Annotated in this window: 23 protein-coding genes; 13 read left to right on the forward strand and 10 right to left on the reverse strand. The window is 68.4% G+C overall.

All coding sequences use genetic code 11. The annotated features are described in order from the left end of the window. Positions 1–8: 8 nt before the first annotated feature. Both ACIBL3_RS25275 and ACIBL3_RS25280 read right to left on the reverse strand, forming a co-directional pair. Positions 9–1,766 carry an ATP-binding cassette domain-containing protein gene (locus ACIBL3_RS25275; RefSeq protein WP_396356014.1) on the reverse strand — a complete coding sequence of 586 codons (1,758 nt, stop codon included), beginning with the start codon at positions 1,764–1,766 and terminating at the stop codon, positions 9–11. After that, the gene (locus ACIBL3_RS25280) at positions 1,763–2,542 is read right to left on the reverse strand and encodes a phosphotransferase family protein (protein WP_396356015.1); all 780 of its coding nucleotides are present in this window, start codon (positions 2,540–2,542) and stop codon (positions 1,763–1,765) included. Before ACIBL3_RS25280 ends, ACIBL3_RS25275 begins: the two co-directional genes overlap by 4 nt. A gap of 180 nt (positions 2,543–2,722) precedes the next feature. Between ACIBL3_RS25280 and ACIBL3_RS25285 the strand changes: the two genes are divergently transcribed. Beyond that, positions 2,723–4,687, forward strand: a complete 1,965-nt coding sequence (locus ACIBL3_RS25285; protein WP_396356016.1) for a GTP-binding protein — start codon at positions 2,723–2,725, stop codon at positions 4,685–4,687. A 41-nt stretch (positions 4,688–4,728) separates the two neighbouring features. Here the strand turns inward: ACIBL3_RS25285 and ACIBL3_RS25290 are convergent, their stop codons facing one another. Beyond that, complete coding sequence (locus ACIBL3_RS25290) at positions 4,729–5,109, reverse strand: VOC family protein (RefSeq protein ID WP_396356017.1); 381 nt, start codon at positions 5,107–5,109, stop codon at positions 4,729–4,731. A gap of 29 nt (positions 5,110–5,138) precedes the next feature. Further along, on the reverse strand, positions 5,139–5,282 hold the full coding sequence (locus tag ACIBL3_RS25295; protein ID WP_396356018.1) for a hypothetical protein: 144 nt from the start codon (positions 5,280–5,282) through the stop codon (positions 5,139–5,141). 99 nt (positions 5,283–5,381) lie between these two features. Here ACIBL3_RS25295 and ACIBL3_RS25300 point away from each other — a divergent pair, with 99 nt between their 5' ends. After that, on the forward strand, positions 5,382–6,023 hold the full coding sequence (locus tag ACIBL3_RS25300; RefSeq protein ID WP_396356019.1) for a TetR/AcrR family transcriptional regulator: 642 nt from the start codon (positions 5,382–5,384) through the stop codon (positions 6,021–6,023). Here the strand turns inward: ACIBL3_RS25300 and ACIBL3_RS25305 are convergent. Next, a complete protein-coding gene (locus ACIBL3_RS25305) occupies positions 6,008–6,796 on the reverse strand; it encodes a putative protein N(5)-glutamine methyltransferase (RefSeq protein WP_396356020.1) in 789 nt (262 codons plus the stop codon). The two genes, ACIBL3_RS25300 and ACIBL3_RS25305, sit on opposite strands and share 16 nt — an antisense overlap. Before the next feature lie 134 nt (positions 6,797–6,930). Then, positions 6,931–7,821 carry a LysR family transcriptional regulator gene (locus ACIBL3_RS25310; RefSeq protein WP_396356021.1) on the reverse strand — a complete coding sequence of 297 codons (891 nt, stop codon included), beginning with the start codon at positions 7,819–7,821 and terminating at the stop codon, positions 6,931–6,933. Positions 7,822–7,936: 115 nt separating this feature from the next. Here ACIBL3_RS25310 and ACIBL3_RS25315 point away from each other — a divergent pair, with 115 nt between their 5' ends. The 9 genes from ACIBL3_RS25315 (at position 7,937) to ACIBL3_RS25355 (ending at position 15,283) form a co-directional block, all read left to right on the forward strand. Beyond that, positions 7,937–8,962: a hydroxyacid dehydrogenase gene (locus ACIBL3_RS25315; RefSeq protein WP_396356022.1), complete on the forward strand. Its 1,026-nt coding sequence runs from the start codon at positions 7,937–7,939 to the stop codon at positions 8,960–8,962. 13 nt (positions 8,963–8,975) lie between these two features. After that, the gene (locus ACIBL3_RS25320) at positions 8,976–10,118 is read left to right on the forward strand and encodes a mandelate racemase/muconate lactonizing enzyme family protein (protein ID WP_396356023.1); all 1,143 of its coding nucleotides are present in this window, start codon (positions 8,976–8,978) and stop codon (positions 10,116–10,118) included. Between the two features lie 27 nt (positions 10,119–10,145). Next, positions 10,146–11,456 (forward strand): ABC transporter substrate-binding protein, encoded by a 1,311-nt coding sequence (locus tag ACIBL3_RS25325; RefSeq protein ID WP_396356024.1) that lies wholly within the window; start codon positions 10,146–10,148, stop codon positions 11,454–11,456. A 6-nt stretch (positions 11,457–11,462) separates the two neighbouring features. Further along, a complete protein-coding gene (locus tag ACIBL3_RS25330) occupies positions 11,463–12,407 on the forward strand; it encodes a carbohydrate ABC transporter permease (protein ID WP_396356025.1) in 945 nt (314 codons plus the stop codon). Next, complete coding sequence (locus ACIBL3_RS25335; protein WP_396356026.1) at positions 12,397–13,221, forward strand: carbohydrate ABC transporter permease; 825 nt, start codon at positions 12,397–12,399, stop codon at positions 13,219–13,221. The genes ACIBL3_RS25330 and ACIBL3_RS25335 overlap by 11 nt, the downstream gene beginning before the upstream one ends. A gap of 4 nt (positions 13,222–13,225) precedes the next feature. Further along, positions 13,226–14,011 carry a sugar phosphate isomerase/epimerase family protein gene (locus tag ACIBL3_RS25340; RefSeq protein WP_396356027.1) on the forward strand — a complete coding sequence of 262 codons (786 nt, stop codon included), beginning with the start codon at positions 13,226–13,228 and terminating at the stop codon, positions 14,009–14,011. Positions 14,012–14,044: 33 nt separating this feature from the next. After that, positions 14,045–14,500 carry a carboxymuconolactone decarboxylase family protein gene (locus ACIBL3_RS25345; protein ID WP_396356028.1) on the forward strand — a complete coding sequence of 152 codons (456 nt, stop codon included), beginning with the start codon at positions 14,045–14,047 and terminating at the stop codon, positions 14,498–14,500. An 80-nt stretch (positions 14,501–14,580) separates the two neighbouring features. Then, complete coding sequence (locus tag ACIBL3_RS25350) at positions 14,581–14,931, forward strand: YciI family protein (RefSeq protein WP_396356029.1); 351 nt, start codon at positions 14,581–14,583, stop codon at positions 14,929–14,931. A 214-nt stretch (positions 14,932–15,145) separates the two neighbouring features. Beyond that, positions 15,146–15,283 (forward strand): hypothetical protein, encoded by a 138-nt coding sequence (locus ACIBL3_RS25355; RefSeq protein ID WP_396356030.1) that lies wholly within the window; start codon positions 15,146–15,148, stop codon positions 15,281–15,283. A 667-nt stretch (positions 15,284–15,950) separates the two neighbouring features. Here the strand turns inward: ACIBL3_RS25355 and ACIBL3_RS25360 are convergent. After that, the gene (locus ACIBL3_RS25360) at positions 15,951–17,000 is read right to left on the reverse strand and encodes a LacI family DNA-binding transcriptional regulator (RefSeq protein ID WP_396356031.1); all 1,050 of its coding nucleotides are present in this window, start codon (positions 16,998–17,000) and stop codon (positions 15,951–15,953) included. 116 nt (positions 17,001–17,116) lie between these two features. Then, on the reverse strand, positions 17,117–17,827 hold the full coding sequence (locus ACIBL3_RS25365; protein WP_396356032.1) for an SDR family NAD(P)-dependent oxidoreductase: 711 nt from the start codon (positions 17,825–17,827) through the stop codon (positions 17,117–17,119). Between the two features lie 54 nt (positions 17,828–17,881). Between ACIBL3_RS25365 and ACIBL3_RS25370 the strand changes: the two genes are divergently transcribed. Together ACIBL3_RS25370 and ACIBL3_RS25375 are read left to right on the forward strand one after the other, a co-directional pair. Beyond that, positions 17,882–18,436: a MarR family winged helix-turn-helix transcriptional regulator gene (locus ACIBL3_RS25370; RefSeq protein ID WP_396356033.1), complete on the forward strand. Its 555-nt coding sequence runs from the start codon at positions 17,882–17,884 to the stop codon at positions 18,434–18,436. A gap of 71 nt (positions 18,437–18,507) precedes the next feature. Continuing rightward, positions 18,508–20,802, forward strand: coding sequence for an ATP-binding cassette domain-containing protein (locus tag ACIBL3_RS25375; protein ID WP_396356034.1), 2,295 nt, complete (start codon positions 18,508–18,510; stop codon positions 20,800–20,802). On the opposite strand, the gene ACIBL3_RS25380 is transcribed toward ACIBL3_RS25375, so the two are convergent. Further along, positions 20,776–21,609 (reverse strand): SRPBCC family protein, encoded by an 834-nt coding sequence (locus ACIBL3_RS25380; RefSeq protein ID WP_396356035.1) that lies wholly within the window; start codon positions 21,607–21,609, stop codon positions 20,776–20,778. The genes ACIBL3_RS25375 and ACIBL3_RS25380 overlap by 27 nt on opposite strands. A 32-nt stretch (positions 21,610–21,641) precedes the next feature. Next, the gene (locus tag ACIBL3_RS25385) at positions 21,642–22,664 is read right to left on the reverse strand and encodes a winged helix DNA-binding domain-containing protein (RefSeq protein WP_396356036.1); all 1,023 of its coding nucleotides are present in this window, start codon (positions 22,662–22,664) and stop codon (positions 21,642–21,644) included. Between the last annotated feature and the right edge of the window lie 46 nt (positions 22,665–22,710).

Raw genomic sequence — 22,710 nt, forward strand, 5'->3', positions numbered from 1 at the left:
CCCGCGCCTCACTGGAACCGCCCCGCCTGCAACCGGAACAACCCCGCGAACACCCCGTCGGCAGCCATCAGTTCGTCGTAGCTCCCGTCCTCCACGATCCCCCGCTCCGGATCCAGTACGACGATCCGCTCAGCGTGCCGCACACTCGACAACCGATGCGTCACCAGGATCGTCGTGACGCTGGCCGTCATGTCCAGGAACCGGTCGAACAGCGCCGCCTCGGTCCGTACGTCGAGCTCCGCGGTCGGCTCGTCCAGGATCAGTACGCCGGCCCCGCCCGAGACAGCCGCCAACGCGCGAGCGAGCGCGACGCGTTGCCACTGACCACCTGACAGGTCGGTCCCATCGTCGTACTCCGCCGACAGAACCGTGTCCCACCCGACTCGTCTGAGCAGCACACTGCCCGCCGCATCCGTGAGCGCCTTGTCGAGCCGGTCCTGGTCAACCGACCCGAAGCCGACGTTGTCGCGCAGCGGGAGGTGGTAGCGGACGAAGTCCTGGAAGATCGCGGCCACCCGCGGACGCCCGGTGATCTCGTCTGCCGGATCGTTGCCGCCGACCCTGATGGTTCCGCTGTCCGGCCGGTAGAGCCCGCAGAGCAGCTTGATCAGCGTCGACTTCCCGGCACCGTTGGCACCGACGACCGCGACCGACTGCCCGGCCGGGATCTTCATACTCAGCCCGGCCAAGGTCGGCGACGAGCGGGTCGGATACGTGAAGGTGACGTCGTTCAACTCGATCGGCAGAGGATCTTCGGCGTTCCGCGCAGCAACCTCCAGACCAGGTGTGGCGAAGGTGGTATCGGGCAGACCGGCCTCCCGACGGAGCCCGATCAATGCCGCGACAGTCGCGACGTACTGTCCGAGTGCCCGCTGCGTGTCCCCCAGGATCCCGAACGCATCCATCGCCAGCAGCGCCTGTGCCAGCGTCACCACAGCAGCCACACCGACCTGCCGATCGGTCACATCGTCGATCAGCAGAAGCAGTACGCCGGCCACGACCGCCGCGGTCACCAGACAGCTGGCGTACACCGGCCGCAGACCACGCCGACGCGCCGGCCAGAGCTCAGTCATCGCCGACAGCCACGTGAACCGGTACCGCTCGAGCAACCAGTCCGCCACCCCGAACAGCCGCACCTCCTTAGCAGCCGGCGCCCGCGTCAGCAGACCGTGCAGGTACGACGCCCGTCGTCGCGGGCCGGCCGACGACTGCAGGACCTTGTCGAACGACGCGTCCACCCACCGCCGGAAGGCCCGTGCGATCAGCATGAACGAACCCGCTACCACGAACGGCACCCACCACCGCCAGGTCAGCAGTACGGCGAACGCCCCCAGCCCGGCCAGTCGAGTGCCGAGCACCTGCCACGCATTGCCCAATCCGAACAGGAACGTCCAGTCGCGGGTCGCGTCCACGACCGCCTGCAGCCGGCCCGAGAACCCCGGCGAGTCCAGCAGCTCGAGACCCCGCGGCTGCAGGCCCGTCTCGGCGAGCAACTCCAGGACGTACGCCGCCGTCGCGGCCGTCGTCCTCGCGGTCAGCCAGCCCTGCAGCGACGCCAGCAACGGGCCGATGATCATCAGACCAGCCGTCACGCCGAACCACACCCAGGCCGGCCCGTCCCCGGACAGCGCCGCGATGAACTGGCCGATCGCGACCATCAGACCGGTCCCGACGGCAGCACCGAGAACCACGACGACCAGCGTCGCCAGCACCCATCCTGGGCACGCCCGCCACATCACCCGGGCCTGCAGCCAGTACCGCGTCACGCGGCCAGCTCTCGCGTCATCCTCTGGACGTGCGCGGCGAACCAGTCGCCGCCCGCCTCGTGCTCCGCGTGCAAGGCCATCAGCGACCAGAGCACCCGGTAGAACGACAGCGTCCGGTCGAGTTCCGGCGTACGGCGCAGGTCGTAGCCGGCCAGGAACGCCTCGGTCGCGGCCTCGCCCGCCATCGAGAACCGCGCGACGTCGAACAGCGGGTCGCCGTACATGGCGTCGCCCCAGTCGATGACGCCGGTCAGTTCGTTGCCCACGGCATACAGGTGCCGCGGGTGGAGGTCGCCGTGCAGCAACACCGGCTCGACCTCGGCCACGGTGTCGATGAACGGCGGCATCACCTCGCGGAGGCGCCGCGCCAAATCGTCAGGCACGATGCCGGCCAACACGTCGAGCCGCTCGATCATCCGCTGGAGCCGCGCGGCCCAACTGCCTTCACCGTGCAGACTGTGCAACTTGCGGAACCCACGACCCGCCGCCTCGAAGACCGTGAACGCCTCGGACGGACTGCCCGGAACCTCGGCACAGATCAGGTACGACGGCTCCACCGCCAGGACCTCCGGCGCCGGCACACCGACGGACCAGGCCAACGCGCAAGCCCGAGCCTCGGCCTCGACCGTGGCACCCGACTTCAGGTAGTAGACGCCGCGCGAGGTGTGCAGCCGGAAGGTCTGGTTGCCGGCGAATCCCTGCACCGGTTCGACCTTTGCGACCGGACCGACGACGGCAGCAGCGAGCGCACGGACGTCGAGTGGGGGCGGCGGCACCACGTCAGCCTAGCCCGCGAACGGTGAAGCCCACAGCTAAATTGTTTGCCGGTCGAATGTGCCCGCTGCTGTACTCGTGCCTGTCAGCACAGGTGCCGAGTCAAAGGAGCGCAGCGATGCGACCTCGCTTCATGTCAATCGCGGACCGTACTCACACCTGTGCAAGGGACATGAAGCGTTGTGAAATTACTGAACCTTGGGATCCTGGCGCATGTCGACGCCGGTAAGACCAGCCTGACCGAGCGGCTCCTCTACGCCGCCGGGGTCATCGACGAGGTCGGCAGCGTCGACGACGGCAGCACCCAGACCGACTCCCTCGCGCTGGAGCGCCAGCGCGGGATCACCATCAAGTCCGCGGTCGTGTCGTTCACGATCGGCGACGTGACCGTCAACCTGATCGACACTCCCGGGCACCCGGACTTCATCGCCGAGGTGGAGCGCGCCCTGAGCGTGCTCGACGGCGCCGTACTCGTGATCTCGGCGGTCGAGGGTGTGCAGGCGCAGACTCGGGTGCTGATGCGGACGCTGCAGCGGCTCCGGATCCCGACGCTGATCTTCGTGAACAAGGCCGACCGGGCGGGCGCGCAGTACGACGGTGTCCTAACGAGCATCGCGGGCAAGCTGTCGCCCGCGATCGTGCCGATGGGCTTGGCCGGCGGTCTCGGCAGCCGGTCGGCCACGTTCACGCCGTACGGGCCGGATCATCATCCGCACCTGCTCGAGGTGCTCACCGAGCACGACGACGAGTTGCTGGCGACGTTCGTGGAGAACGAGAAGGCGATCTCGTACGACGACCTGCGTCGCAAGCTCGCCGTACAGACAAAGCAAGCGGTCGTGCACCCGGTGTACTTCGGCTCGGCGATCACGGGCGCCGGGACCGACGCGCTGACCGAGGGGATCCGGGAGTTCCTTCCGCTCGCCGCCCAGGATCTCGACGCCGCCGTGGACGGGGCGGTCTTCAAGGTCGAGCGTGGTCCGGCCGGCGAGAAGGTGGCCTATGCCCGGATGTTCGCCGGTACTGCGCATGTCCGCGACCGGCTGCGCTTCGGCGACGGTGGCGAGGCGAAGCTGACCGCGCTGGAAGTCTTCGGCGAACCGGCGGCCACCGAGGTGCGGGCCGGCCAGATCGGCAAGCTCTGGGGGCTGGCCGACATCCAGATCGGCGACCGGATCGGCTCCAGCCGGCACGAGGGTGGCGGGTTCTTCGCGCCGCCGACGCTGGAGACGGTGATCTCGCCGGTACGGCGGTCCGACAAGGGCAACCTGCAGGTCGCGCTCACCCAACTGGCCGAGCAGGACCCGTTGATCGACCTGCGCCAGGACGATCTGCGGCAGGAGACCTACGTGTCGCTGTACGGCGAGGTGCAGAAGGAGGTCATCCAGACGACGCTGGTCACCGAGTTCGGGATCGAGGTGGAGTTCCGGGAGACCACCACGATCTGCATCGAGCGGATCGACGGCGTCGGGCAGGCGGTCGAGTTCAACAAGAAGGACGAGAACCCGTTCCTGGCCACGGTCGGCCTGCGGATCGAGCCCGCGCCCGCCGGCGCCGGGGTCGGCTTCGAGCTGGAGGTCGAGCTCGGGTCGATGCCGTACGCGTTCATCAAGGCGGTCGAGGAGACCGTCCGCGAAACGCTCGGGCAGGGCATCCACGGCTGGGCGATCCCGGACGCGCGGGTGGTGATGACGCACTCGGGGTACTCGGCGCGGCAGAGCCACGCGCACGCCGTCTTCGACAAGAGCATGTCGAGCACAGCCGGCGACTTCCGGTTCCTCACGCCGCTGGTCCTCATGACCGCCCTGAAGCAGGCCGGTACGACGGTCCACGAGCCGATGCACCGCTTCCGGCTGGAGGTCCCGACCGACACGACCCGCGCCGTACTCGCTGCCCTCGCACGCCTGCGCGCGATCCCGCAGGTGCCGGCGCTGGCGGCCGAAACCTCAACCCTGGAAGGAGAAATCCCGGCCGCCGCCGTCTACCGCCTCGAACAACAACTCCCCGCCCTCACCCGTGGCGAGGCCGTCCTGGAGTCAACCTTCAACCGCTACCACCCCGTGACCGGCCCCATCCCCAACCGCCCCCGAACCGACCACGATCCCCTCAACCGCCGCGACTACCTCCTCCACGTCCAACGCCGCGTGTGAAACGGGCCGCGCCGACCTGAGCGGTCGGCGCGGCCCTGGGATCAGCTCGGGGTCGTCCACTCGACGAGCTGGATGACGACACCGTTGGGGTCGGTGACCTGGAACAGGCGTTCGCCCCAAGGCTCCTCCCGCAGCGGCATGGTGATTTCGACACCCTCGTCGACCAGTCGCTTCAACTCCGCGTCGAGCCCGTCGACGGTGAACGCCAGGATCAGCCCAGACGCCTGCTGGTCACGCTGCTCCGGCGGAAGCACCTCGATCCCCCGCTGCAGCAGCACGACGTCGACCGCATCGTCCCGCGTCAACGAGGCGAATCCCTCGGCCGCGACACGCTCCTCGTAGCCGAGGTGCTCGACGAAGAAGGAGCGCGACGCAGCCACGTCGGCGATAGTCAGGGAAATGGTGGAGGCGTTGATCTTCACAGCGGTTCCTTTCGTAGAGGCGAGGACGGTCAGCGGGCGCCGCGCCGCGTGAGGCCGCGACGGGGGCTGGTGACCGGGAAACGCACGGTGCGGGGCTGCGCCGTACGCCGCTCGTCACGGCGTCGGTGCGGGACCGCGCCGGACGGGGAACTGCCGAGACCAGTGGTTCGCATCCACTACTTCCTTTCGAGGTAACTTTACGACGGTGGTAACTTTAGCTCGACCAGAGTGTGCTGTCAACATATTTTTACGACGAGGGTAAGATTCCTCTCATGGACACCACGAGCGCCCCGACCGGCCTGCGGGAGATCAAGAAGCAGGAGACGCGCCAGCTGATCTCCGACCAGGCGACCCGGCTGTTCATCGCACAGGGCTTCGAGCAGACCACGATCGCCGAGATCGCCGACGCCGCCCGGGTCGCGAAGAAGACCGTCACCAACTACTTCGCCCGCAAGGAGGACCTGGCCCTCGACCACCAGGACGCCTTCGTCGCGTCGCTGGCCGACGCCGCCGCGTCCCGCCGTACCGGAGAATCCGCGCTGGCCGCGCTCCGGCGCGACTTCGAGGTGGCTGTCGCGAGCCAGGACCCGGTGGCCGGGTTCGCCGGCCCGGAGTTCGCCCGGATGATCGCCGACAGCCCGACGCTGACGGTGTGCCTGCGCGGGCTGCACGACCAGCGTGAGCAGGCGCTTGCCGCGGTGCTCGCCGAAACCACCGGCGAGCACCCTGACGACATCACCGTCTCGACCGCCGCGGCGCTGCTCGGCGCCGTCCATCGGACCCTCTTCCAGCGAATCCAGACCCTGACACTCGCCGGTCAGTCCAACGACGCCATCGCCGCCACGATCGCCACCGAAGCCGCCGCTGCGTTCGACCTGCTGGCGCCGGCCCTCGGTGACTACGCGGGCGGTTGAGTGCCTACGACAACGTTTGCGCCGAGGTCGTCGTCGCTGGTGATGTGGGCGGTGAGGCCGTGTTCCTGGAGTACGGCTCTGGCCAGGGGGGCCTGGTGTTCGCTGATTTCGGTGAAGAGGTGAGCGCCGGAGGCCAGCCAGTCGGGGGCGGCGGCGGCTACCCGGCGCAGGGTGGCGAGGCCGTCGGGACCGCCGTCCAGGGTGACGTGTGGTTCGTAGAGGCGCGCCTCCGGTGGGAGCAGGCGGATCTCGTTCGTCGGGACGTACGGGACGTTGGCGAGCAGTACGTCGACCCGGCCCTTCAGCTCGATGGGAAGCGCGGCGAACAGGTCACCCTGGTACACCGCGCCACCCCACGGCACCAGGTTGCGCCGGGCACACGCGACCGCGGCCAACTCGATGTCGGCGGCGTACAACTCGACCTTCCGCTCGGCCGCCACCGCCGCGCCGAGCGCACCCGAACCGCACCCCAGGTCGACGACGACAGCACCTGGCGCCGTCACCCGCAACGCCTCCTCGACCAGGAACTCGGTACGGCGACGTGGAATGAACACCCCCGGATCGACAGCGATCCGCACCCCGCGGAACGACGCCCAGCCCAGCACGTACTCCAGCGGAAGCCCGGCGACCCGCCGGTCGACCATCACTACCGCCTCCGCCTGGTCGCGGGCGGTCGAGGCGATCAGCGCCGCCTCGTCCTCGGCGAACACACAGCCGGCCGCCCGCAGCCGCGCGACAGCATCGGAGATCTCAAAAGAAGAAGAAACAGACACGGAAACCCTTCGACTACGAGGCTCCCGCAGTCAGCGCACGACGCCGACCACTCGAGGCGGGAGCGACCAACCTGCCCAACTGGTAATCGGTCCCACCCCCTCAGTCCGTAGTTGCCCCAACCTTACCCCGAAGCTCAGCCGTCCAGGTGCGGGTTTTCGCGCAGCGACTCGGCCAGCCGCTGAAGCGCCGGGTTCGGGCTGTCGGGGTTCCAGCAGGCGTGCAGGGTGACGGAGTGCGCGTCGGCGGCGTCGAGCTCGCGGTAGCGGACGCCCTCGACCTGCATGGCCATGATCGAGCGTGGGATGAGCGCGCACCCAAGCCCGGCCCGGACCAGGGCCAGCATCGTGGGGACCTGGGACGCCAGCTGACTGACGGCGTACCGGTCCATCCCGATCATCGCGGCGCAGATGTCGTGCAGGTACTGCGATCCTTCCGGGCTGTACCCGATGTAGTCGTCGGTCACGTCCACCAGCGCGACCGGCGACTCCCCCACCGCCAGCGGATGATCAGCCGGTACGGCGAGCACCAGGTCCTCCGAGTGCACCAGCAGCGACTCGAAGCCCGCCGGAATCGGGGGCCGGACCAGCCCGATGTCGATCTCCATGGTCGCCAGCGCCTCGAACTGCGCCGGGCTCACCAGCTCGGTCAGCTCCGAGGTCACCGCCGGCGTCCGCTTCCCGACCATGGTGAGGAAATCCGCCAGTACGGCGTACGCCCCGATCGCGGTGAACGCGATCCGGAGCGTCCCCGTCTGACCCTCGGCCGCACGCCGGGTCGCCTCGGGCGCGACCTCGAGCAGTGCGAGCACCCGCCGCGCATGCTCCAGGAACACCTCCCCGGCCGCGGTCAGCCGCACTCCCCGACCGGTGCGGTCGAACAACCGGACTTCGAGAGTCCGCTCCAGCCCTTGGATCTGGCGGGTCAGCGGCGGCTGCGTCATGTTCAGCCGCTGCGCCGCCCGGCCGTAGTGCAGTTCCTCGGCGACGGCGACGAAACCCCGGAGCTGCTGCAGGGAGAGATCCATAGCGAGCACCGTACCCATACCCGCACGGTATCGGTCAATACGAAATCGGGCTTGGACCTGCATAACGGAAAGCGCCTACCGTCGAGGCATCGCCCAACCAGAAGGAGCCCCGACGGTGCCCAAGCTCGCTGCCCTGTTCACCCCCGAACGCGCCGCCGACGTGGTCGACCCACAGACCCGCCGGCTGCTCGAGGACCGGTTCGACGTCGTCTGGGCCGGAGCCGAGCACGCCGCCGGACCGGGGTCCCCGGGCCGCCCGCCGGCTCTCGACCCGGCCGCCGTCGCCGGTCTCGCCACCGGCGCCGACGTCCTGCTCACCAGCTGGGGTACGCCGCACCTCGACAAGGAACTGTGGGCCGACGGCAACGGTCCCAAGGTGGTCGCGCACGCGGCCGGCTCGGTCAAGAACCTGATCGACCCGGTCGTCCTGGAGCAGGGTGTCGCCGTCTTCTCCGCCGGACCGCGGATCGCCTGGTCGGTCGGTGAGTACTGCCTGGCCGCGATGCTCACGCTCGCCCGCCGCCTCCCCCGCTTCAACCACGCGGTCCGGCAGGGCGGCTGGAAGCAGACCGAGTTCCGCGGACACGAGCTGGCCGGCGCCAAGGTCGGCATCATCGGCGCCAGCAGCACCGCGCGAGCGCTCATCACCTTGCTGAAGCCTTTCGGCTGCGACCTCGTCGTCTACGACCCGTACCTGACCGCCGAGCGGGCCGAGCAACTCGGTGTCCGGACCGCAAGCCTCGACGAAGCCGCGCAGAGCCCGTTCCTCACCATCCACGTCCCGAACGTGCCCGAGACCAAGGGCATGATCACCCGCGACCTGATCGAGCGTCTCCCCGACGGCGCGGTCGTGGTCAACTCGTCCCGCGGTCCGGCGATCGACCAGCAAGCACTGCTCGACCACGTGCTCGATGGACGCCTCTACGCCGCCCTCGACGTCTTCGACCCAGAGCCCCCGTCCTTCGACAGCACGATCCTCGAAGCACCCAACCTGCTGCTCAGCCCGCATATCGCGGGTGACGCGGAAGAGGGTCACCTCGCCCTCGCGGGCTACGTGCTGACCGACGTACTCCGCTACCTCGAGGACGGCAGCCGCGGACCGAGCTTCGTCGACCCGGCCGTGTGGTCGATCGCGGCCTGAGAGGACGACGATCATGTCCCGGATCACTCAGGTCGAGGTCTTCCCGGTCGCGGTTCCGTTCGCGCGCCGGTTCGTCCTCGGCAGCGGCGCGGTCGGCTCACCCGGCGAACGCCCGGACCAAGCCACCGCGGTCGTCTTCGTCAAGCTGACCACCGAGGACGGCGTCGTCGGCTGGGGCGAGCAGCGCGCACTGCCGAGCTGGAGCTACGAGACCGCCGAGACGATGGCCGTGGTGATCAAGCGGCACCTCGCGCCGATCCTGCTCGAGCTCACGCCGTTCGACCTCGAGCTGTTCCACCAGCGGGCCGCCAAGCGGCTCAGTCCAGCGGTGTCGAACGGCTTCCCGTTCGCCCGCGCCGCCGTCGACGTCGCGATGCACGACGCGGCCGGCAAACTGGCCGGCGTCCCCGTGCACGCGTTGCTCGGCGGCAAGCTGTACGACGAGATCCCACTCTGCTCGGCGATCGGCGTCGGCGACCCCGATGCAGTCCGCGACCATGCGATCCAGTCGTCGGACTACTCGGCGTACAAAGTGAAGATCGGCGGCGACCTGGACGCGGACATCGCGGCGATCGAGACCGTCGCCGAGGTGGCCGACGGCAAGCCGCTGTGGCTCGACGCGAACCAGTCCTACCGTCCCAGCCTGCTGAAGCAGCTCCGCGATCGTACGGCGGGCATCCGCACCATCCACTGCGTCGAGCAGCCGGTGCCGAGCACCGACACGCTGGCGATGCAGCGACTGCGCGGACTGATCGACCTGCCGATCGCGATCGACGAGGGCAGCTTCTCCGCGCAAGACCTGGCCCGGGCGATCCGGCTGGACGCCGCCGACCTGGTCGTCGTCAAGGTCTGCAAGTCCGGCGGCCTGCGCAACGCCCTGAAAACCGCCCAGACCGCCCTGGCCGGCGGTCTCGAGATCCTGGCCAGCGGCCTCACCGACTGCGGTGTCGCCTTCGCGGCCGCGCTGCACGTGTTCAGCCAGCTCGACCTCGCCCTGCCCGCCGAGCTGAACGGACCGGAGCTGCTGTCCGGCCTGTACGTCGAGGGGCTGACCATCACCAAGGCCGTCGCCACGGTCCCCACCGCCCCCGGGTTGGGCGTCCAGGTCGACGAGGACCGCATCCGCACCGAGTCGATCGACCTCGAATACAGCTGAGGATCTCGACTGAACAGAGGAGATGGCATGCAGAAGAGGCTGTCCCGCCGCAGCTTCCTCGAACTCACCGGCCTGGCCGGAGTGGGCGCGGTAGTGGCCGGCTGCTCGTCCGGGCCTCCGGCCGGCGCCGCGACGTGGGCGATGTGGTCGAGCAGCGCCGCCGAGAAGAAGGTCTGGGAGGACTTCAGCAAATACGTCGAGCAGCAGCTGAAGGTCACGTCCGTCCCGACCCTGACCCCGTCCAACGGGTACCCGACCAAACTCGACCTGCAGCTGGTCAGTGGCACGGCCAGTCTGGTGACGGCGATCAACGGCACGCTGATCCCGACGTACGCCGCCCGCGGCGCGCACCGGCCGCTGGACGACCTGATCGAGTCCGACCCCGACTTCGACCTGGACGACTTCTACCAGCCGAGTCGCCGGATCTCGAGCTTCAACGGCAAGACGTACGCCATCGGCTTCGACGTCGCGCCGACGGTCATGTACTACAACAAGACCCTGCTGCAGAAGGCCGGCGTGGACCTGCCGTCGCGCACCGAGCCGATGTCGTGGGCAACGTTCCGCGAGCTCGCGGTCGAGCTGACCAGGCCGCCGGACCAGTTCGGCTTCACCTGCGCGCCGGCCATCGACGACCTGGTGTCGTGGATCTACTGCGCGGGCGGCAACGTGATGAACGAGCAGGCGACCCGCAGCACGCTCGGCGACCCGGAGGCGATGGAGGCGCTGCAGTTCGTCATCGACCTGTTCGTCAAGGACAAGGTGACCCCGCCGATCAAGAACCTGGTCACCGAGAGCTCGCTGTCCAACTTCATGGAGGGCAACGTCGCTTTCATGCAGAACGGGCCGTGGCAGGTCGTGAACGTCCGCAAGGCCAAGTTCGACTGGGACATCATCCCGTTCCCGGCCGGTGCGGTCGGCAGCACACCGCGGGTGTCCGGGTCCAGCTTCGCGATTCCATCGGGGGTGCGCGAAGGTGCCGACCTGGACCTGGCCTGGAAGCTGCTGAAGACACTCACCAGCACGGGTGCCCTGGACATCTACGCCAAGGCGGGCCGGAACAATCCGGCCCGGCTCAGCGCCGGGAGCGCGTTCCAGCCACCGCCGGACAACCTCGGCATCGTGCAGCAGATCCTGGCCGGCAAGGTCGCCGGCGGGCACGCGTTCGACGTCACCACGAACTGGAACCAGGTCAAGCAGCTGCTCGGCCAGGACCTGCCCCGGACGTTCCTCGGCCAGGTCACCGTCGCCGACGCGATCACGGGGCTGACCCCGCGTCTCGACGTACTGATGCGGCAGCACCAGGACAACATCCGCCAAGCCACTGCCAGGAAGGGGTGATCACGCATGGCTGTCGATACCGCGGCTGCGCCGGCAACGACCGCGCCGCCACGTCCAACCTCGAAACCGACGCCGCGCTGGCGTAACCGGGAGTCGCTCACCGCCTGGCTGTTCATCCTGCCCAGCCTGATCGGCTTCCTCGTCTTCACCGCCGGACCGGTCGTCGCGGCGGGCGTGATCTCGCTGCTCGACTGGAACCTGTTCAGCGCGCCGAGCTGGGCCGGGTTGAGCAACTTCGCCCGCCTCGGCCCCGACCCGACGTTCTGGTCCGCGCTCGGCAACACCGTGTACTTCACGTTCCTGAGCGTGCCGCTCACGATCCTCGTCAGCCTGCTGCTGGCGCTGCTGCTCAACCAGGGGCTGCGCCGGGTGGCGGTCTTCCGGTCGCTGCTGCTGTTGCCGTACGCAACCATCACGGTGGCGGTCGCGTTCGTCTGGATCTGGCTCTACATCCCGCACGACGGCCTGGTGAACGCCGTGCTCGGGTGGTTCGGGATCAATGGGCCGGCCTGGCTGATCTCCGACACCTGGGCGATGCCGGCCCTGGTCGCGATGAGCGTATGGAAGAGCTTCGGGTTCGGCATGGTGGTGTTCCTGGCCGGTCTGCAGGCGATTCCGCAGCAGCTGTACGAGGCGGCCCGGGTCGACGGGAGCTCGACCTGGCAGAGCTTCCGCAACGTGACGCTGCCGATGCTGTCGCCCGCGCTGTTCTTCGTGATCGTGACCTCGGTGATCGGGTCGTTCCAGGTGTTCGACCAGGCCCTCATCATGACCAACGGCGGCCCGGGCACCCGCACGACCACACTGGTCATGTACATCTACCGGACCGGCTTCGAGAACTACGACCAGGGGTACGCCGCCGCGCAGTCGCTGGTGCTGTTCGCCTTCATCGTCCTGATCACCGCCACCCAGTTCGTCTTCCAGCGGAGGCTGGTTCACTATGACAACTGATATCCGCCGCCGGTTGGTGGTGTTCACCTGCTTCCTCGTCACCGCGGTCACGCTGATCCCGGTCGTCATGATGGTGCTGGTCGGGTTCCAGTCCGACGGCGAGTCGATGGCCGCGAAGCCGTCGTTCTGGCCGAGCAGCTGGCATCCGGAGAATCTCACCCGGGCCTTCGACCTGGTGCCGCTCGGGAAATACCTGCTCAACACCGTCTACTTCGCGGCCGGCACCACCCTGCTGGAGACAGTCACTGCAGCGCTGGCGGCGTACGCGTTCGCCCGGCTGAACTTCCCGGGCCGCAGTTGGCTCTTCGGCATCTACCTCGCGACCTTGATGATCCCGTCGCAGGTCACGTTGATCCCGCAGTTCGTGCTGGTCGCGAAGCTGCACGGAATCGACACCTGGCCGGGGATGATCCTGCCGCACGCGTTCACCGCGATCGGGGTGTTCCTGCTCCGGCAGTTCTTCCTGGGCATCCCGCGCGACTACGAGGAGGCCGCCCGGCTGGACGGCGCGAACCGGTGGCAGGCGTTCGTCCGGATCATCGTCCCGTTGGCCGTGCCGGCGATCGCGACGCTGGCGGTGTTCAAGTTCATCGGTCAGTGGAACAACCTGCTCTGGCCACTCATCATCTCCAACAGCGACGCGACCCGTACGGCGTCGGTCGGGCTGCAGGTGTTCCAGGACACCAACGGGACGCAGTGGAACCTGTTGCTGATGGCAGCCACCGTCACCACCGTCCCGTTGATCATCATCTTCTTCCTCACCCAACGCTGGTTCGTCCGAGGGATCACCATGAGCGGACTGGGAGGCCGCTGAGACCATGACCTACACCTGGTCCGTCTTCACCAAACCCTGGTCCGGGCTGCCCGGTGACGAGCTCGGCCGGCTGGTCGCCGCGCTCGGCTTCACCAGCGCCGAGATCCCGGTCCGCGACACCGCCTACGTCACTGCGGCGACGGCAGAGGCCGAGCTGCCGAAGTTCACCGAGCAGTTGCGGGCCGAGGGCATCGAACCGATCAGCGTCGCGAGCGAGCTGACCGAGCGTGTGTTCGCAGCGTGCGCCGAGGCCGGCGTCCCGATGATCCGGATCATGGCCGAGCTCGGCCCCGACGGCTACGCGGCCTCGGTTCGACGTACCCGCGGACTTCTCGAGGAAGCCGCAGTACTTGCCGCGCAGTACGACGTCCAGGTCGGCATCCAGCCGCATCACGGGCGGTTCGTGCCGTCGACGCTCGGCGTACTGCAACTGCTCGACGGGCTGCCCGAGCAATTCAAGCTGGTGTGGGACGCGGCCCACGACGCCCTCGCCGGTGACGACCCGGCCGTCACCCTCGAGCTCGGCGTGGACCGGCTCGGCATCGTGAACCTGAAGAACGCCAAGTACATCCGGACCGACGACGGCTGGAAGACGTACTTTGTGCAAGCCGGCGAAGGCATGTCGGACTGGTCGGTCGTCTTCACCACGTTGCGGCGACTCGGCTGGTCCGGCCCGATCTGCCTGACCGGGCAGTACTCCGATCCCGCCGTACCGGTGGAGGATCGGCTCGCGAAAGATCTGCTGGCCGCTCGTGTCACATTGTCCGGCCAGGCTCCGTCAGGAGAGTGAAGACACCAAAACTCACCTGATGGAGACCCTCCCATGACTGCACGGATGACGAACCCCGCGATGCTGCTGCCGGACGCGACCAAGGGCGTCCAGAACATCTTCAAGGCCGTCCACCAAGGCGGTGTTCCGGCGACGACGCTCGAGCTCGTGCACTTGCGGGCCAGCCAGATCAACGGCTGTGGGCCGTGCGTGTTCGGCGGCGTGAAGTCGGCGGTGAAGAACGGCGAGACCGACAAGCGGCTGCACCAGGTCGTCGCGTGGCGCGAGTGCGACCTGTTCACCGACGCGGAGCGGGCCGCGCTGGCCCTGGCCGAGGCCGCGACGCGGATCGCGGACCGGCCGGGCTCGGTGACCGACGAGATCTGGGCCGAGGCGGCCAAGCACTTCGACGAGACCCAACTGGCCGCGATCATCCTGATGATCGCGCTCACCAACCTGTTCAACCGGATCAACACCACCACCCGGGAGCCGGCCGGCGCGACCTGGTGACTGAGTAGCGTGGAAGCGCCCGTGTCGAGGACGGCACGGGCGCTCCGACGTACCCAGGGAACCGGAATCCGGAGGTAGTGATGAAATACATGCTGCTGATCTACGGCAACACCGAGACCTGGGACGCGCTGCAGGCGCTGGGGATCGACGGGGTACTCGACGAGCACCGCAAGCTCACCGAGGAGTTGAAGGCGAACGGCGAGTTCATCGACGGCCTGGGACTGACCACCGAGAACGCCCGGGTGGTCCGGGTCAACGACGGGGTGCCGGCCGTCACCGACGGGCCTTTCACCGAGGCCAAGGAAGTCCTGGCCGGCTACTACCTGGTCGACTGCAGCCCGGAGCGGGCGCTGGAGATCGCGGCCCGGCTGCCGGAGGCGCCGTACTCGCCGATCGAGATCCGCTCGTTCACCGATCCGATGGACCGGTAGGGCTCCGTTGACTTGCCGGCCTCAGCTGGGCGTTGACACCTGAGACCGGCGAGTCACTGACTCAGCCCTTCACGGGGCCCCTTGCGTTCAGTGGGGATCGCCCGACGCGAGGATGACCCCACCTGAGGCAGGCTGATCGCCCATGCCCCGGCCACCCCGCACGAACACGGTGGCACCCTGCTCAGGAGCAGCGGCACCTTCGCCGACTCGCAGCGTGGTGGTCATTCCGTTGCTCAACCTCAGCACCGCCACGCGTCGCGGCTGCACCGACGGGATCGACGAGCTCACCTCGTGGATGCCGGTGCACACCGCCGGTTGGATCGAAGCCCGTCCGAGACCTGCGTTGCCGTGACTCCTCACATCACGGCACTGCTCGGCGAGCCTTGTCATCGCTGACACACTTCCCCCTTCTTCTCATCGTTCTCCCCGAGTGTCGGTTGGCGCGACTGCACCTGGAACAACCAGGTATGGCGCAGCAGTCGCACACTCCCCCGTCCTTCCCGCACCCGGAAACGACGCGGAAGTGATCAGGGAAGCCTTGCTGAGAGTGACCACGTTATCAAGGGATCGTGACCGGAATCCCGCGTACCGGAACCCGTGTCCAGCTTTGATCGTTCACCGAAACTTTCGATGCCAAGCGCCCACTTAAAGCAGTGGTCCCCTTGAGTCACTGTCATTGACCACCGAAGCCCGTGGTCGCGATTCCCTTGATGATCTGGCGCTGGACGAAAGAAAGACGACCACGGCCACAGAAAGTTGTTCCAGGCACCGATGAACACGAAGTCCGCCACCGCCGCGAGGATCGGCCGGACAACGACAGCACGATCGACCAGAACACCCGCAACCGGTTCGCGCCGTCCACTCGGTGCGCCCGCTGCCGGCCGGAATCCGGGCCCTCGGCAACAATCGGCGTACTGGTCGCGGGACTGTCGATGGCGGTCGACATCAGTGTCTCTCGTCGCACACCGGCTGCGGACGGTCGAGCAGCACGTTCAGCCGCTTCACGAGAAGGTTGTCGGTTAGCGTGCGGTTGAGGCGCGCTCTACGATCTGGTGCGGGATGATCACTCGGCGTGGCGGAGCGTCCTTGTCCGCCATTCGCTCGGCGAGCAGGTCGAGGGCGGCCGCGACGAACGCGCGCCGGTCGAAGTCGACCGTCGTCAGCGGCGGGATCATGAACTGGCTCTCCAGGATGTTGTCGAACCCGGCGACCAGCGTCTGCTTCGGTACGTCGACCCCCGCCGTCCACAACGCCGACAGCGTGCCGGACGCGACCGTGTCGGTGAAGCAGAAGAACGCGTCGGGCAACTCGTGCTCGGTCAGGTACTTCCCGACCACCGTCGCCGCACCCTCCGGCCGCCACCGGTCCAGGTTGATCTCCAACGCCGGATCGTTCGGTACGCCGGCCTCCTCGAGCGCCTGGCGGTATCCCGCCGTACGCAATCGGGAAGCCGCCGTACCGGGTGCGTCTGCCGTGCCGCCGAGCACGCCGACGCCGCTCGATCCACGTGGGATCTCCGGTACGCCGACGGCGGCGATCCGGCGGCAGCCCTGCGCCAGCAGGTGTTTCGTCATGTCGCGCGCCGCGGTCACGTTGTCGATCGCGACCTGGCTGACCACGTCCTGGTCGACGTCCCCGATCAGGACGACAGGCGGCAGCGGACCAGCGGTCATCACGGCACTGTCGTCGACGTTGACCGGGTTCAGGATCAGGCCGTCGACCAGGTGCGCGCGGCCCTTGGACAGCAGCTCGAACTCACGCTTCGGCTCGGCCGCGGTCTGCTCGATCTGCACACCCCAGCCACGCTCGTGGGCCAGCTCGACGACCAGGTGCGTGATCTCCGCGGAGTACGGCCGCAGCAGGTCGGGCAGGGCGAGCGCGATCATCCCGGAGCGGCCGTTGCGCAGACCGCGAGCGCTCATGTTCGGAACGTAGTCCAGCTCGGCCAGGGCCTGCTCGACCCGGGCCCGGGTCTCCGGACGGACGAACACCACGCCGTTGATGACGTTCGACACCGTCTTCGGAGACACCCCGGCCAGCTTGGCGACATCTTTGACGGTGGCACGCATGCGGCCATTGTCACACTTTGGTCGTGTCTGGTGGTCCAGCGCCGTCGCGAGCAGGTGCTCGGTGCGGCGCAGTAGGCGCTGGACCACCAGACACGACCGGCCACGTTGTGACGAACTCAGCGCGTCGGGAGGGCGCCGCCGTTCACGTGCAGGACCTGGCCGGTGAGGTGCCGGGCGGCGGGTGAGGCGAGGAAGTGGATGGTCCCGGCGATGTCGGACACGGTCCCCTCGCGCTTGGTCATCGTTGCCTCCAGCAACTGTGCGCGGCGCTCGCCGGTCAGCCGTCCCTGGAAGAACTCGGTGTCTGCGGTGAAGCCGGGGGCGACCACGTTCGAGGTGATGCCGCGCGGGCCGAGCTCGGCGGCGACGTCGAGGCTGTACATGGCCAGCGCGGCTTTGGACGCGCCATACGATCCCGGGCCGCGGGCACCGGCGATCGAGCCGATATGCACGACTGCGGTGCTGAGTCGCGGCGCGAGCGCTGTGGTCGTGAGCACGGCACTCAGCAGGTTCGCCTCCAGGTTGGCGATCCAGTTCGCCTTCAGCTGGGCCAGCCCACCGTCCGGCCGGCCGAAGTTGGTGTTCCCGCCGGCGTTGTTCACCAGTACGTCGACCTGAGCCGGCAACTCACCGAGCAGCCGCTCGACCTGCTCCGGGTCGGTCGCGTCGCACACCACTCCCCTGGCTCCGAGGTCGGCTGCCGTCTTGGCCAGCACGTCCTCGCGCCGGCCGGTGATCACCACGTCGTCGCCGTCCCGGCGGAACAGCTCGGCCGTCGCCCGGCCGATGCCGGTCGATCCTCCGGTCACCACGATCGTCCGAGTCATCCCACTCCCAACGTTTAGGTCTAAATGTTTAGGTCTAAACGTAGCATGGTGACCATGACCTCCGGACCTGACGGCTATCCCTTCGACGGACCGAGCGCCTACCCCGCCGCCGAGATCGCGCAGGCCTGGCAGCGGGAGCGGCCCGGGACACCGACGGACTCGATCGAGATCGTCACTCCCCTGTGGCGGCTGGCCAAGCTGTTCGCCGACGACCGGCGCCGAGTGCTGTCCGACCTGGGCGTCGATCCGGCCACCCTCGACCTGCTGAGCGTGCTGCGCCGGGCCGGCAAGCCCTACGAGCTGACGACCCGTGAGCTGAGCCGCCGTACGCTCGTCACCGCCGGGGCGATCTCGCAGCGGGTGGCCCGGGCCGAGGAGTCCGGGCTGGTCACCCGCCGTACGGCGACCGACGGCAGCCGCGCGGTCCTGGTCACCCTCACCGAGGCCGGCCACGACCTGATCGAACGGACCGTCGACCAGGTGCTGACCCGCGAGTCCGAACTGGTCGCCTCCCTCACTCCGGCCCACCGCGAAGTCCTGGCCGGCCAGCTCCAAGAACTCCTCGGCCAGGTCCAGCGACTGGCCCGCAAACCTTCGTCGGGCGTGTAAGGTTTCGCCGACGCTCAGGCAGCCACCTTCAGCCAAAGTTCGTGCGGCCGGTTCAATGTCACAATTGAAGGATGCCTGCTACCGAATCGACCGCGTCCGCCGGTCACACGGCCGCCGACAGTCATGACGCCATCCAGGTGCGCGGAGCCCGCGAGAACAACCTCAGCGGGGTCTCGCTGGACATTCCCAAGCGCCGGCTCACCGTCTTCACCGGGGTCTCCGGCTCCGGAAAGTCCTCACTCGTCTTCGACACCATCGCCGCGGAGTCCCAGCGGCTGATCAACGAGACCTACACCGCCTTCGTCCAGAACTTCATGCCCAGCCGGAGCCGGCCGGACGTCGACTCGCTGCGCAACCTGTCCGCCGCGATCATCGTCGACCAGGAGCGGATCGGCGCCAACTCCCGCTCCACCGTCGGTACGGCGACCGACGCGCACACGATGCTGCGGATCCTGTTCAGCCGGGCCGGGACGCCGTACGTCGGCGGGCCGTCGGCGTTCAGCTTCAACCTGGCCGACGGGATGTGCCCCGAGTGCGAGGGCCTCGGCCGGACCACCGAGTTCGTGCTGGACGAGCTCATCGACCGCGACAAGACCCTCAACCAAGGGGCGATCAAGGCACCTGGGTACGCCGTGGACAGCTGGCACTGGCAGCTGATGGCGACCACCGGCCTGTTCGACCCCGACCTGCCGCTGAAGGACTACCCGGCCGACAGTTGGCAGCAGTTCCTGTACTCCGAGCCCACCAAGATCAAGGTCGGCAAGAGCAACCTGACCTTCGAGGGCCTGGTGTCGAAGCTGAAGCGCAGCTTCCTCAGCAAGGACCGCGACTCGATGCAGAGCCACCTGCGTTCCTTCGCCGATCGGGCGATTCGGCAGGCGACCTGTCCGGCGTGTGGCGGCGCGCGGCTCAACGAGGCGGCCCGGTCGGTGACGGTCGACGGCCGCACCATCGCCGAGTGCTCGGCGATGCAGATCAGCGACCTCGCCGAGTTCGTTGCCGGCATCAACCACCCGAACGTCGGCCCGATGGTCGAGGGGCTCCGCGAGACGCTGGACTCGATGGTGACGATCGGGCTCGGCTACCTCAGCCTGGATCGCGAGTCGTCGACCTTGTCGGGTGGCGAGGCACAACGGGTGAAGCTGGTCCGGCACCTCGGGTCGAGCCTGGCCGATGTCACCTACGTGTTCGACGAGCCGACGGTCGGGTTGCATCCGCACGACATCCAGCGGATGAACGACCTGCTGCTGCAACTGCGGGACAAGGGCAACACCGTGCTGGTGGTCGAGCACAAGCCGGAGACCATCCGGATCGCCGACCACATCGTCGACCTCGGCCCGGGCGCGGGTCTGGCCGGTGGCCGGCTCTGCTACGCCGGCGACCTCGACGGCCTGAAGACGTCGCGGACCTTGACCGGCCGCTATCTGGTCCACCGGGTCAGCGTGCGAGACGACGTACGGCGGCCGACCGGCAAGCTGTCCATCGAGGGTGCGAACCTCCACAACCTGAAGAACGTCACCGTCGACGTCCCGCTCGGCGTGCTGACCGTCGTCACCGGGGTCGCCGGATCCGGGAAGAGCTCACTGATCCACGGGTCGCTGGCCGGGCGGGACGGCGTGATCGTCGCCGGCCAGGAGCCGATTCGGGGATCGAAGCGGAGCAACCCGGCGACCTATACCGGTCTGCTCGATCCGATCCGGGCCGAGTTCGCCAAGGCGAACAAGGTGAAGCCGGGCTTGTTCAGCGCCAACTCGGTGGGCGCCTGCAAGACGTGCAAGGGCATCGGTCTCGTCTACACCGATCTGGCGATGATGGCCGAGGTCGCGTCAGTCTGCGAGGACTGCAACGGCGCACGGTTCACGCCCGAGGTGCTGGCGTACAAGCTGCGCGGGAAGAACATCAGCGAAGTACTGCGAATGACGGTCAGCGAAGCCCGTGAGTTCTTCACCCGTGGTCCGGCCCGCAGCATCCTGGACCGGTTGTCGACGGTCGGACTCGGGTACATCGGCCTCGGGCAGCCACTCACCACGCTGTCCGGCGGTGAGCGGCAGCGACTGAAGCTGGCGATCAACATGGGGATGACCGGGTCGATCTACATCCTCGACGAGCCGACCACGGGCCTGCACCTGGCCGACGTGGACAAGCTGCTGGCGATGCTCGACACCCTCGTCGACGAGGGCAACACGGTCATTGTCATCGAGCACCACCAGGCCGTGATGGCGCACGCCGACTGGCTGATCGACGTCGGTCCGGGCGCCGGCCACGACGGCGGGCAGGTGGTCTTCACCGGCACGCCCGCCGACCTGGTCGAGAGCAGCCCTAGCCTGACCGCCGAGCACCTACGGCTTTACGTCGCGGGTCACTAGCTCGGCGGCGAGGGCCTCGATGAGGTCCCGCCAGGCATCGAGGTAGGCAGCGGCGGGACCGGTCTGGGTCAGCACCAGCCGGGCTCCGCCGTTGCCGTCCCGCAGCGTCCAGCCGACCTCGCCCTGTGACCAGGTGTAGGTCAGCCGCTCCGGCTCGGCGGCCTCGGTGACCGTCCCGGGGTCAATGCCCTTGGCAACGAACCCGGCCGGCGGCGTGCTCCCCGCGGTCGCGGTGGCCGCGCCGGCCAGCAGTTGCCAGACGAGCTCCTTCGGCCGTACCAGCTGCCGCTCGAACCGAATCCCACCGTCGTCGTCCACGGCTCCGCGGTCCAGGCCATACACCTTGACGAAGTGCTCGTGCAGCTCGGCGTAGTCCTTCTCCGGCACTGCCGACCCACCGAGCACGTGGTCCAGCGCGTCGAAGCACAAGGTCCAGCCGCTGGTGAAGCTCGCCGATCCGGGGCGGTCGTCGTACGTCGCGGTCAGGTGCAGCGTGCACCCCTCGGCGGACGGGACGAGCTCCCAGCGGAGCACCTCAACGCCCCACGTGTACTCGATCAGCCGCGGCGGTTCGTACGCGCGGATCACCCCGGAGCCGTGCTCCTCGACCGGGGCGTCCGGGTCGTCCTCGAAGGTGAAGGTGACCGCTCCGTCCAGCCGCAGGTCCAGTTCGACCGCGGCCGGGAACCACCCGGACAACTGCCCCGGCTCGGTGATCGCCCGCCAGACCTTCTCCACCGGATGCCGTAGCTCGCGCTGCATCCGCAGGACCGTCCGGCCGTTCTCCGTGCTCAAGGTCTCGGTCATGAGCCCATATATACCCGATGGGGCATATACGATCAACCGGCGAACCGGGCCAAGTCCTCGAGCTCACCGCCCAGCGCCGCCGGGGCATCCCCGGACCCGAACAGCTCGTACGACAGATCCGCGTGCTTCCACGACCCGATCACCCGGCCGGCCTCGACCACCGCCGGACGCAACATGCCGCCGCCGGGATGGATGATCTTGTGGAACTCCTCGGCCAGCGCCTGCCGCCGATCGTCGTACCCGAGCAGGTACGCGTCGAACTCCCCCAGCAGCCGAAGCTCCCGGGAACCCGGCAGGTCGTCGACCGCCGACAACTCGACTCCTTCGACGTCGAAGGAGTTGGTCGCCACCGCCTGCACTCCCTTGCGCGCCAGCGGGACCGGCAGCCCCGACCACGTGGCCAAGTCGCGCGCGGTCGCCGGGCCGTACGCCGCCAGATACCGGGCAGCCAACTCCTCGAGATCCCCCTCGAGCACCAGCGGCTTGCCCAGCCAGTCACGGACGGCGACCCAGGTCTCCCCAGGTCCGTAACACAACCGCCCGAGCAGCCCGGCGTGCCGGATCAGCGCATACACCTGCTGCCCTTTCGTCGAGGCGATCAGCCCGCCCTTCACCAGTACGTCGGCCAGCGCCGAGCGACTCGTCGGCCCGTTGACCAGCAGGTACTCCTCGATCACCTCGACAGCCTTGGCGCGAATCGATGCCGTCAGCCCGAGTTCGCCGTACCGGCGCTCGGTGTCCTTGACGAGCTTCGGGCCGAGCAGCCCGAGCAACGGGCCGGCGTGCTCGGTCGCGACGAGTTGGATGGTGCCGCGCATGAACCAGCTGCGGACGACCGACCGGTCGACCTCCTGGGCGTGGGACACGTCGGCGAGAGTGGTCGCGGTCGAGCGGGCCCGGACGGCGTACGCGGCGCCGCGCCAGGTCTGGGCCTGCAGTCCCCCCGTCCGGCGCACGACGTCGGCCACCCCTCCGGGGCCGGCCTCGTCCACCGGACGCGCCAGGCAGTTGGCCTGGAACCGAGCCGCGAGGAGCCAGTCCACAGACCTTCGCACCACGACAGCATGACACCACAAAGTCTTCCGCGCAGCACCAGCCGGT

This window comes from Kribbella sp. NPDC050124 (assembly GCF_044460355.1).
Taxonomy (GTDB): domain Bacteria; phylum Actinomycetota; class Actinomycetes; order Propionibacteriales; family Kribbellaceae; genus Kribbella.